Here is an 11,590-nt window from a genome sequence, read left to right as displayed (position 1 = left end):
CCGGCGTGCTCATCGTCATCGAGGGACTCGACGGCGCAGGCAAGCGCACCCTGACCCAGGGTCTGCAGCGCGCGTTCGAAGCGGGCGGAAGGTCGGTCACCACACTGGCCTTCCCCCGCTACGGCCAGTCGATCCATGCCGACCTCGCGAGCGAGGCACTGCACGGACAGCACGGCGACCTGGCCGACTCGGTCTACGCGATGGCGACGCTGTTCGCCCTCGACCGGGCCGGGGCAATCGATAAGATCGCTGCGCTTCGCCGCGAAAATGACGTGGTGATCCTGGATCGCTATGTCGCCTCCAACGCGGCGTACAGCGCGGCCCGTCTGCATCAGGACGCCTCGGGTGAGGCGGTGTCGTGGGTGGGCGACCTCGAGTACGGCCGGTTCGCCCTGCCCACGCCCGATCGGCAGATCCTGCTCGACGCCTCGGTCGAGTTGGCCGCCGAGCGGGCCAGGCACCGGGCTCGGCAGGAGGCCGACCGGGCCCGCGACGCCTATGAACGCGACGACGGACTGCAGCGCCGGACGGGCGCGGTGTACGCCGAATTGGGTGCCGCTAACTGGGGTGGGCCCTGGTCGATCGTCGTCCCGGACGTCGATCCGGCGGCGTTGGCGGCCGCGCTGCTCGATTAGAGGACCCCACGCAGCGGAAATGTCGCAACTCGCCCGTGTGGTAGCCGGGGTTTGTCGCAATTCGGTGACACCATGGACTCCATGAGGCAAAGGATTCTCGTAGTCGACGACGACCCATCGCTGGCCGAGATGCTCACCATCGTGTTGCGTGGCGAGGGTTTCGACACCGCGGTCATCGGCGACGGCTCGCAGGCGCTGACGGCTGTGCGTGAGCTCCGCCCCGATCTGGTGTTGTTGGACCTCATGCTGCCCGGCATGAACGGCATCGATGTGTGCCGGGTGCTGCGCGCGGACTCCGGCGTGCCGATTGTCATGCTCACCGCCAAGACCGACACGGTGGACGTGGTGCTCGGCCTGGAGTCGGGCGCCGACGACTACGTGATGAAGCCGTTCAAACCCAAGGAGTTGGTGGCGCGCGTCCGTGCCCGGTTGCGGCGCAACGAGGACGAGCCGGCCGAGATGCTCTCGATCGCCGACATCGACATCGACGTGCCTGCGCACAAGGTCACCCGCGAGGGTGAGCAGATTTCGCTGACACCGCTGGAGTTCGACCTGCTGGTGGCGCTGGCACGCAAACCACGCCAGGTGTTTACTCGAGATGTGCTGCTCGAACAGGTGTGGGGATATCGCCACCCCGCGGACACCCGTTTGGTGAACGTGCATGTCCAGCGGTTGCGGGCGAAGGTCGAGAAGGACCCGGAGAACCCGCAGGTGGTGCTGACTGTTCGAGGAGTGGGTTACAAGGCCGGACCGCCGTGATGCGCGCGGAGGAGCGCCGCAGGTGATGTTCGGCTCGAGGCGGCGCATCCGCGGTCCGTGGGGACGATCGGGACCCCTGGTTCGGGGTACGAGTGCGCTGAGTCGAGCACTGGGGTTGATTTGGCGCCGCTCGCTGCAGTTGCGGGTGGTTGTGCTGACGTTGGGTCTGTCGGCCGCCGTGATCGTGGCGCTGGGCTTCGTACTCACCAGCCAAATCACGAACCGGGTGCTCGACGTGAAGGTTCACGCGGCGACCGAGGAACTGGATCGGGCGCGCAACACGGTCAGCGGGACGGTCAGTGGTGAAGAGGCGCGGTCGCTTGACAGCAGCCTGCAGCTGGCCCGCAACACCCTGATCTCCAAAACCGGCCAGTCGTCCGGCGCGGCGCTGGCCGGCACGTTCGACGCGGTCCTGATGGTCCCCGGCGACGGACCGCGGGCGGCTACCGCCGCCGGACCGGTGGACCAGATCCCGAAGTCGTTGCGGGACTTCGTCAAAGCCGGCCAGGTCAGCTACCAGTACGAGACGGTGCGAACCAACGCATTCAGCGGTCCGGCGCTGTTGATCGGTACTCCGGCGCCGTCTCGCGTCCCGAATCTCGAGCTCTACCTGATCTTCCCGCTCAACAACGAGGAAAACACGATGACTCTGGTGCGCAGCACCATGGCCACCGGCGGGTTGGTTCTGCTGGTCCTGCTGGCGGGGATCGCCCTGCTGGTCTCCCGGCAGGTGGTGCTGCCGGTGCGCTCTGCATCGCGGATCGCCGAGCGCTTCGCCGAGGGCCATCTCTCCGAGCGGATGCCGGTGCGCGGCGAGGATGACATGGCGCGGCTTGCGGTGTCGTTCAACGACATGGCTGAGAGTTTGCAACGTCAGATCACCAACCTCGAGGAGTTCGGCAATCTGCAGCGCCGGTTCACCTCGGACGTCAGCCACGAGTTGCGCACGCCGTTGACCACTGTGCGGATGGCGGCTGATCTGATTCACGACCATTCCGAGGAACTGGACCCCGCGCTGCGCCGGTCCACTGAATTGATGGTCAACGAGCTCGACCGATTCGAGACCCTGCTCAACGATCTACTCGAGATCTCCCGCCATGACGCCGGCGTCGCCGAACTCTCGGTCGAGGCAGTCGATTTGCGATCCACGGTGAACAGCGCACTCGGCAACGTCGGCCACCTTGCCGACGAGGCCGGGATCGAACTGATGGTCAACCTGCCGGACAGCGAGGTCATCGCCGAGGTCGATGCGCGCCGCGTCGAGCGCATCCTGCGCAACCTGATCGCGAACGCGATCGACCATGCCGAGCACAAGCCGGTCCACATCCGGATGGCTGCCGACGAGGACACCGTCGCGGTCACGGTCCGTGACTTCGGTGTCGGCTTGCGTCCCGGCGAGGAGAAGCTGGTGTTCAGCCGGTTCTGGCGTTCGGACCCCTCCCGCGTGCGTCGTTCCGGCGGAACAGGTTTGGGCCTCGCGATCAGCATCGAGGACGCCCGGTTGCACCAGGGTCGGCTCGAGGCGTGGGGTGAACCCGGTAAGGGCGCCTGCTTCCGGCTGACCCTTCCGCTGGTGCGCGGCCACAAGGTCACCACCAGTCCGTTGCCGCTCAAACCCGTTGCCACAGACCGTCAGGATGGCCGCAAGGACTCGCGCCAGGTTCGGCAGCGGGAACCGGCGGGGGAGAGCGTGTGACACGCCGGCTGCTGGCCCTGTTGTTGGCCGGTCTGGTCGTGATCTTGGGCGGTGGATGCGCCGGGGTGCCGAATTCTTCGGCGCCGCAAGCGATCGGGACCGTCGAGCGGCCCCAGCCCAAGAGCCTGCCCAAGCCGACGCCCGGGATGGATCCCGACCAGCTGTTGCGGGAATTCCTCAAGGCCACCGCTGACCCGGCGAACCGGCATCTGGCGGCGCGACAGTTCCTCACCGCTTCGGCCTCGAGCAGTTGGGACGACCAGGGCAGTGCGCTGCTGATCGATAATGTCGTGTTCGTCGAAACCCGTTCCCCGGACCGGGTTGCGGTCACGATGAAGGCGGACATGCTGGGGTCGCTGTCCGATGTCGGCGTCTTCGAGACCGCCGAGGGGCAGCTTCCTGACCCGGGACCGCTCGAGCTGGTCCAGACGCCCGACGGCTGGCGGATCGACAAGCTGCCCAACGGAGTGTTCCTGGACTGGCAGCAATTCCAGGCCACCTACAAGCGCAACACTCTCTATTTCGTCGACCCGACCGGCAAGACCGTCGTTCCCGATCCGCGGTATGTCGCGGTGTCCGACGCCGACCAGCTGGCGACCGAACTGCTGACCAAGCTGATCGCCGGGCCCCGCCCGGAGATGGCCCGCACGGTGCGCAACCTGCTGGGACCGGTGAAGATGATGGGTCCGGTGACCCGGGCCGACGGCGGCAAGACGGGTATCGGTCGCGGCTACGGCGGAGCGAAGGTCGACCTGGAGAATTTGACCACCACCGATCCGCACAGCAGGCAACTGCTTGCAGCCCAGATCATTTGGACACTGGCGCGGGCGGACATCAAGGGCCCGTACGTGATCAACGCCGACGGCGCGGCTCTCGACGACCGGTTCGCCGACGGCTGGGACACCACCGATGTGGCGGCCACCGATCCGGGTGCGGTCGACGGTGCCGCGGCAGGTGTGCATGCGCTGATCCGCGGATCGCTGGTGTCGCTGGACGGGCAGCGGGCCACACCGGTGCCCGGATCGTTCGGCCAGATGAACGATCAGGTGTCGGCGGCGCTGTCGCGGACCGGTCAGGCGATCGCGTCGGTGACAGTGCAGCGGCCCGGCGCGCCGGACATGGTCTCGTCGGTGTGGATCGGCCCCAATGGTGGAGTGGCGGCGAAAGCCACCGATGCACGGTCGCTGACGCGACCGTCCTGGGCGCTGGACGACGCCGTGTGGGTGGTGGTGGACGGCAACAGCGTCGTACGGGTGATCCAGGAGCAGGCGTCCGGTCAGCCCGCCCGGATCCCGGTGGACTCCGCGGCGGTGGTGTCCCAATTCCCCGGTGCAATAGCCGATTTACAGCTCTCCCGGGACGGCACCCGGGCCGCGATGGTGGTCAACGGGCAGGTGATTCTGGCGAACGTGGAGCAGACCCCGGCCGGGGAGTTCGCGCTGACCTACCCGCGTCGGCTCGGTTTCGGGCTGGGATCGTCCGTGGTCTCGCTGTCGTGGCGCACCGGCGACGACATCGTCGTCACCCGAACCGATGCCGCGCACCCGGTGTCGTACGTGAACATCGACGGGGTGAACTCCGACGGGCCGAGCGGCAACATCGTGATGCCGGTGACCGCGGTCGCGGCCAACCCGGCGGCGGTCTACGTGTCCGACAGTCGCGGAGTGCTGCAGCTGTCGGGTAATAGTGCCGAGAACAGCCAATCCTGGTCGGATGTACGGCCTTTCCTGACGCCCGGCGCGGTGCCGGTGTTGCCCGGCTGAGAGGAGATCTGGTGCCTGGACCTGTGCTGCCCGGAGTGATCCGCCAAATCGGTTACATCGTGCAGGATTTCGACGCCGCACTGGCGAACTGGTTGGACCTCGGTGTCGGACCGTTTTATGTGCTGCGCGGTATCGAGCAGACCGGGATCTACCGCGGCCGGGAGTGCACCGTGAAGCTGACGCTGGGGTTGGCCAACAGTGGCGACATGCAGATCGAGGTCATTCACCAGGACAACGATGCGCCGTCGATCTACTCGGAGTTCACCTCCGCAGGCGGGGACGGCTTCCACCAGCTGGCCTATTGGGCGCAGGACTACGACGCCGCACTCGCAGCCGGGCAGGCTGCAGGATGGCCGGTGGTGTGGTCCGGCGGCGAGCCGGGCACGGCCCGCTACGCGTACTTCGAACCCCCGCCCGGAACGGCGGCGACGATCATCGAGTTGATGGAGCTGACCCCGGCGACGATCGGGATGGGTGAGCTGGTGCGACAGGCGGCGGTGGACTGGGACGGCAGCGATCCGATCCGGACCCTCTTCGGGTAGCCGTACCCGCAGCATTCCCCGCTTGTCCTGCTGCTCAGGAGTGAATTGTGGACGCGGTGTCAAGCCAGTAGCGTTTGCTCTGTGAGTGGAACTGGCGACGGCGGCGTGCTGAAAGTCGACCCTGCGATTCTGCGGGCGGCGTGTGAGGCACTGACCTCGGGGGCGCAGCATCTGCAGGCGGGGCTGCGCGATCTCGACACCGAGGCGCAGCAGGTGCTGGGGACCTGGGAGGGGTCGGCGGGCGGTTCGTATGGCACGGCGTGGAAACAGTGGCATGACGGATCGCTGAAGGTGCAGCAGGCGCTGGCGACCATCGCCGAGCGGTTGGGTCAAGCCGGGCAGGCTTTCGAAGCTCACGAGCAGGCGTCGGCAACACAGTTGCGAGGAGTTCACCGTGGCTGACGCATTTGCCGTCGATCTCGACAAGCTGGCCGACATCGTCGAACGCATGGCGGCCTACCAGGCGGTCGTCGACTCGATGCTCGAAGAGTGTGACGCTGTGGTGGCCAACTTGCATGCGCAGTGGGAGGGCGTCGCCAGTGAATCCCATGCCGCCATCCACAAACAGTGGAAGGAGGGCGCCGACATGATGCGAAATGCGCTGGGCCAGTTGCGGTCCGCCGGGCAGCATGCGCACACGTCCTACAGTGGCGCGGTCGAGGCGAACCAGAAAATCTGGGGCTAGATCATGTCCGCTACGAGTCGCCATGGGTGAACCGTTGCGGGTAGATCCGTCCGCGCTCTCGGGTGCCGGTGCTGCTGTCGGTGAGCTGAGTGGCGCGATCGTGGCCGCGGTGGGCTCTTTGATCGGTTCGTACAACGCCGACACCGGGCAGGATGCGGCGGGAACCGCTTTCGGCTTCGCGTATCAGGACTCGGCGCGAGCGTTGATCGACGGTGTCGCCAAGGGGATAAATGCCCTGCAGCATGTGGGCTATCTGATTCAGGGCTCGGCGACCAACTATTCGCGTGCGGAGGCCGCCGCAGACATCGGCGGCGGGGCCGTTCCGCTGCCGGCACCGGTGGCGCCGCCACAGTATTCGCCGCCGGGCGGCGATCCAGATGTCAACGGCCCCGGCCAGACTCCGCCGGTGTTGTGGTATCTCGTCGAGTTTCTGGTCGGGGACTGGTGGCCCAACGGTGAGCCCAGCGAGCTCAGGGCGGCTGCAGCGGGGTGGTCCGTTTTCGCCACCCCGCTCTATGGTGTGGCGTCGGCCAATTCCGGCGCCTACGCGACCATCGACGCGCAGCAGATGCCCGACAAGGAGCCGATGAAGACGGCCGTGCGCGATATCGGCACCGCGATGGCGTCGCTGGCCGGCGAGGCGCAGAAGATCGCCGGCCAATTGACCAGCTTCGCAAACGATGTCGAAACAACGCAGAACGCGATTCGTGACCTGTTGAACAAGCTGAAGGATGTGGTGGGCTCGGTCGTCGACCACGGCATCATGGGCACCGTCTTCGAGCTGATCACCGGCGACGCCGAAGAGAAGATCCAAGAGGTCGCCGACGACATCAAGGCGGTGATCGCCAACCACAAGCGGCAGTCGGCGGCTCGGAAAGAATTGCTGGCGCAGCTCGTTACGAGCATCAAGAACTACACGCGGGCAATGGAAATCGTCATGCGGGTGGAGCTGGTGAACTATCTCGGCGAGGATGCCGGCCGCATCGCGGCCAACATCGTCGACCAATTCACCGATACAACCACCGGTGTTTCACTCGGCGCGATCAACACCGTTGGCGGGCTCGTGACGGCATTCGATCCGATCGGTGACCCGAAGGGCACGCTCGCCACGATCGAGGGTCTGAGCAAGATGGCCTTGACGTTCAACCCGATGACTGCTCCGACTGCGTTTGCGATGGACCCTGAGGGCTCCATCAACATGGTCAAGGACGTCACGCATTTCGACGACATCTTCAATAGCGGTCGTCCTTTCCTCGGCCTCGGGGAGTTGGGCTTTGATATCGGGTCGGCGGTGATACCCGGTGGTGCGGGTCTTAAGGCCGCTGGGGGTGCGGCGCGCGCCGCGGAGGGGGCGGCCGCGCGGGCGGAAATCAACACGACCGAACGGGCTGCCGGGGAGGTGGCCGAGATGACCGGGGCGACAGGTGGTTTACGTGGTGTCGCGCGAGATGTTGAGGGTGCCGGTGCGAAACTCGATGAGCTGAACAAGACTGGCCTGGACGGCGGTAAGCCCTCATCGGGAAGCCCCGCTCCGTTGCCGAAAGCACCGGAGCCCGGACCGCCGTCGGCTCCTCGTGACCCTGCGCCTTCCCCGACGGGTGGAAAGCCGACGTCGGCTCCGACGTCGGGCGAACCGGTCACCCCGCCGGTGACGCACACACCCGACGGCGCCCCGGCGCCGAAGGCTGAAGTGCCCTCTGCGCCTGCGACTTCCGAGTCTGCAGCGCCAGGTCCTGCGGCTGCAGGTGAAGCCGGACCTGCCTCGGGTGGGCCCGCCGGCGGACATCCATCGGCTCGTCCGATGGATGTCCCAGGCGGATCCCAGCCTGGTGCTGTGCCGCATGACGGTGGTGTTGGGAATGGTAGTTCTCCCCATGGCCGCGAAAGTGTTGTGCCCCAAGGCGGCCCTCCCCACAACGAAGGCGGTGGAATCCATGACGGCGGTGGTTCTCCCCACGACGGCGGTATGCCGCCGAACGGGGACGGACACTACGGCGGCGCGGGGGATCACCAGCCGAACAACCCGCCACACACTGGATTGCACGATCCGCCCGTGAATCACGCCGTGCCGGGTGACCACTTCCCGGACCTCTCCGAGATCGACAAAGAGTTTCGTCTGCCGAACGGCGCAATAGATCCACGGCGGATAGTCGAATGGGCGACCAGGGTGGCCCACGAATACCCGATGATCACGAAGGATGGCGTCCTAGGGATCTACAACTACACGACAGAATCCTTCGAAGCGATCAATCCCTATCTCCGAAATGTAGACCAGCTGAGTGCAAGCCAGGAGTCAATCCTCCAAGCCCATTCGATCGCCGATATGACTGATGAACAACGCATGTTGTGGGAGTCGAAGATCAACCAAGCTGACGAGGGGTTGGCCGCGCTACCTCCGTATCGACTCGATCCGAGCGACTTGACCTCCACCACGTGGCGAGGGATGCGGGGTACGGATGAACTGCTCAGCCGAATGAATGTAGGTGACGTATTCCACGATCCCGGCTATTACAGCTCGACGCTCGACCGATCCGTTGCTGAGATGTTCGCACGCGGCGCGGAACCAGGGACCACGCCGACGCTCGTGACCGTTATAGGAAACGATGGCATTCACGTGGCCCCTCTTTCCAGGTTCGCGTATGAGAATGAAGTCTTGTTTCCACGCAATTCCTGTTTTGAAGTCTTGTCGCGCGTGATGGGGGACGACGGCATACTCAAAATTACAGTTAGGCAGGTTCCTCCGTGACAACCACGCTCTCGTCAAATCGCGAAATTGCCGACTGGCTTCGGCAGCACATGAGGGTCGGGTGGGGTTTGGGCCACCCTTACGCGCGTAGTCTGCACACCGCCAACTACCTCCCAAAGCACTCGCTGTTCAGCTGGCCAACAGATCGCCTCGAGACATTGGCAGTCGGTTTACTCGCGGCTGGATACCCCGTTATCCCATTACAGGACGGCGTCGAAATCAAAATGCCGAAACGAGGGGTCGTGGTGTCGGTTGATCGCAGTATCCCCGGCGACGGACCCCCCGAGGCCTACATGCTCGAGTCGACTCAGTGTGGCCGCCCGGACTACATCGGCAACTCGCCCGAAGTGCTCATCGAACTGATACGCAGCCTTTTGGTGCCGGTTCCAGCGCTGGTCCAGGACCCTTTAGTGCAAGTCGGCTTTCCAGGCCAGCCGCCCGGTGAATTGACCTATGTCGGCAGTTGGCAATGGGATGTGCATGGCGAGGCGCGTGGCACGGAGTTCATCAACCGCGCTGCGGCGGCCACACTTGCTGCCATCGAGGCAGCAGGAAAGGATTAGCCGATGGCCGAGGATATTCTGACATCGTTGTCTAAACTGCCTGCACTGCCGGCAATTACATACCGAGGTATGGCAGGCCCCAGGCCGAACGGGTCCTTTACTCTCAGTGGGATCCTGCCCACGTCAATGGATCCACGCGTCGCCAGTGAGAACTTCACCGCCGAATGGTTGGCCGCAATCGTCAGCATCACGGGGCGTCTTGTAGCGCCATTCGCGCGCTATCGGGAGGAGCAGGAGATCGCCATGCTTCCGGGCACTTTGCTCCTGCTCGCCGGTTTGGTGGATGTGCCAGGTCTAACCGGCAGCGTGGTACTTCTTGCGGAACCGGGCGATGCGCCCGGCCTGCCTGCTGATTCGGCGGCGCTGAAAGAAGCTGTCATTCAACAGGTCACGGCCGCTCTGGCGCGACCAGACGTCACGGTTAATACGCCAGGTCGGTTCGCATTCCGCCCACCATCGTGAATGGCCCCGTGCGGGTACCCGAGTACGGGCCGTAGCACTGACCGATAGATCCCTCAGGCCGCGGGCGATCCCCGCAGCTTCTCGAAGCACCTTCATGTCATAACCCCGATAGCACTGATTCGGGCATCCCTTCGAGGAGCAATGCAGCTAGCTCGTCGTCCACACGAAAAATGCTAGGAGACAGATGGATTCCAATGAGACTGGAACATCTTCTGATTGGCAGGATCTTCTGGTCCGATATAAGAAGTGGCGCCGAATTTACGCACTTGCGGGGAAGGCGCCGAGAGATGAACCGATCTGGGAGGCAGGACAGCTTCACTTGCGATCCGGCTTTCCATATCCGGGGTGGACCGCCTACATTGTCAAGCCCGACGGTGAGAGATGCGCCGTACTGAGGGTTGCGAGCGAGCACCGAAATGAACCAGTTGAATCCCTATGCGGTGTCTTTTCCTCGGTTGAGGATGCCGGCAAGTACATCGTGCTCAATGTGGGCGAATTCCTGAGAATCGGCCTTCGGCTCGACCCGATCGAATGGGCCTGGGAGGACGCTGGACTGGATCAGCGTGTACGTCAGCTCTCGGTTGACGAATACGTATCGAGGTTCGAACTGAAGGATGACACCACCAGATACTTCGTCCTTCAAGCTGGTGGCATCCAACCGGAGAACAAGCTGTTAACTCTTTCGTACGACGAGCTAGATGCGTTGCTCGTCGAAGGGATGCCCGAGTCGGTGCTATCGCAACTATGACGCGGGGTCCTCGGATGCGTAAACGAACTCAGACTGCCCGCGACGCCATTTATGGGGCGAGGTGCAGGGCCCTTTGGCCGACCGAATCTTCGCATGGCGTGAAGGCCCCTATCCCCATCATGGTGCAACGCGGGCTCCTGCGGGGTCGCCTTGATCTGTCGACGTACAGATGACGGGTTATTTTGCTTGTGGATGCCGTCGGTTGAGAAGGTTCAAATGAAACTGGTCGACAACACCATCGTCCGCGCGGCCGTCGCATCCTTTGCGGCACAACCCAACCAGGCGACCGCACTGGAAGTCCTGCGATCCTGCATGTTCGGTGATCTTCTCCTAGACACCACAGGCTCCGACGCGCCTACGTCGACCGGCTTCGCGCCCGGCGCACGGCTGCAGATCGGTCGTGGCACAGGCCCAGACGGCAAAGGCGCACTGTTGGCTTTCACGCGCAATGAAGAGATCGCGCGGCTTCATCCGCCGGGAACAGCGACCATGTCGTTGGTCAATCCGGCGACCGACGTACTCGAACTCGCCAAGTCGCAGCAGGACGCCTGGCTCTACATCGATCCCGCCGGACCGACCTGTGCGGTGTCTGCGGCCGAGATCGACTTCGCATTGCGCAACCCCAACAACGAGGCACTCAAGACCGCCACGGTGGATTTCAATGCTGGACGCATCGACCGGCAGGCGGTGCTCGACTTGCTCAGGCAGGACGGCCCTCTGCTCCTCGGCGTCGACGAGACATCGCAGCCGGGGAAGGTGGGTTTCCGCGCAACAGGAATGCCGGACGGGTCGCCTGGACTCTTCGCGTTCACAAGTGCCCCGGAGGTCGTAGCCCACAACGTCGCGGACGCCGTCATGGCCAGCACGACAGAGAAGGTGATCGAGATAGCCCGCGATCAGGGCTACAGCGGCCTGGTCATCAATCCCCGCGGTCCGTACCTCGCGGTCACGCTGGCGGAACTCAACGCCTGAATTCACTACGATCCTTTGC

The 11,590-nt window shown here is 64.5% G+C and carries 12 protein-coding genes; all 12 read left to right on the top strand.

What is annotated here, in order from left to right:
- Nucleotides 1-5: 5 nt before the first annotated feature.
- The 12 genes from Y900_RS06280 to Y900_RS06225 all read left to right on the top strand — a co-directional run bounded on the left by Y900_RS06280 (nt 6) and on the right by Y900_RS06225 (nt 11,571).
- Entirely contained in the window at nt 6-635 is a 630-nt protein-coding gene (locus Y900_RS06280) for a dTMP kinase (protein ID WP_036340248.1), read from the top strand.
- 72 nt (nt 636-707) lie between these two features.
- Nucleotides 708-1,394, top strand: a complete 687-nt coding sequence (mtrA, locus tag Y900_RS06275) for a two-component system response regulator MtrA (protein ID WP_036340245.1) — start codon at nt 708-710, stop codon at nt 1,392-1,394.
- A gap of 22 nt (nt 1,395-1,416) precedes the next feature.
- On the top strand, nt 1,417-3,090 hold the full coding sequence (gene mtrB, locus Y900_RS06270) for an MtrAB system histidine kinase MtrB (RefSeq protein WP_036340242.1): 1,674 nt from the start codon (nt 1,417-1,419) through the stop codon (nt 3,088-3,090).
- Entirely contained in the window at nt 3,087-4,853 is a 1,767-nt protein-coding gene (gene lpqB, locus Y900_RS06265) for an MtrAB system accessory lipoprotein LpqB (protein WP_036340239.1), read from the top strand. The genes mtrB and lpqB overlap by 4 nt, the downstream gene beginning before the upstream one ends.
- 11 nt (nt 4,854-4,864) lie before the next feature.
- Complete coding sequence (locus Y900_RS06260; protein ID WP_081845004.1) at nt 4,865-5,395, top strand: VOC family protein; 531 nt, start codon at nt 4,865-4,867, stop codon at nt 5,393-5,395.
- Between the two features lie 81 nt (nt 5,396-5,476).
- Nucleotides 5,477-5,797, top strand: a complete 321-nt coding sequence (locus tag Y900_RS06255) for a WXG100 family type VII secretion target (RefSeq protein ID WP_157838234.1) — start codon at nt 5,477-5,479, stop codon at nt 5,795-5,797.
- On the top strand, nt 5,790-6,080 hold the full coding sequence (locus Y900_RS06250) for a WXG100 family type VII secretion target (RefSeq protein ID WP_036340235.1): 291 nt from the start codon (nt 5,790-5,792) through the stop codon (nt 6,078-6,080). The genes Y900_RS06255 and Y900_RS06250 overlap by 8 nt, the downstream gene beginning before the upstream one ends.
- Nucleotides 6,081-6,102: 22 nt before the next feature.
- A complete protein-coding gene (locus Y900_RS06245) occupies nt 6,103-8,826 on the top strand; it encodes an ADP-ribosyltransferase (protein ID WP_036340233.1) in 2,724 nt (907 codons plus the stop codon).
- Nucleotides 8,823-9,389 carry a hypothetical protein gene (locus Y900_RS32105; protein ID WP_131536106.1) on the top strand — a complete coding sequence of 189 codons (567 nt, stop codon included), beginning with the start codon at nt 8,823-8,825 and terminating at the stop codon, nt 9,387-9,389. The genes Y900_RS06245 and Y900_RS32105 overlap by 4 nt, the downstream gene beginning before the upstream one ends.
- A gap of 3 nt (nt 9,390-9,392) precedes the next feature.
- Nucleotides 9,393-9,851, top strand: coding sequence for a hypothetical protein (locus tag Y900_RS06235; RefSeq protein WP_131536104.1), 459 nt, complete (start codon nt 9,393-9,395; stop codon nt 9,849-9,851).
- 184 nt (nt 9,852-10,035) lie between these two features.
- On the top strand, nt 10,036-10,599 hold the full coding sequence (locus Y900_RS32100; RefSeq protein WP_131536102.1) for a hypothetical protein: 564 nt from the start codon (nt 10,036-10,038) through the stop codon (nt 10,597-10,599).
- Nucleotides 10,600-10,815: 216 nt separating this feature from the next.
- Nucleotides 10,816-11,571, top strand: a complete 756-nt coding sequence (locus Y900_RS06225; RefSeq protein WP_036345998.1) for an SseB family protein — start codon at nt 10,816-10,818, stop codon at nt 11,569-11,571.
- Nucleotides 11,572-11,590 lie beyond the last annotated feature (19 nt).

The organism is Mycolicibacterium aromaticivorans JS19b1 = JCM 16368 (genome assembly GCF_000559085.1).
Classification (GTDB): Bacteria; Actinomycetota; Actinomycetes; order Mycobacteriales; family Mycobacteriaceae; genus Mycobacterium; species Mycobacterium aromaticivorans.
The sequence above is the reverse complement of the archived record's forward strand: the minus strand, read 5'-3'. Positions and strand labels throughout refer to the sequence as shown.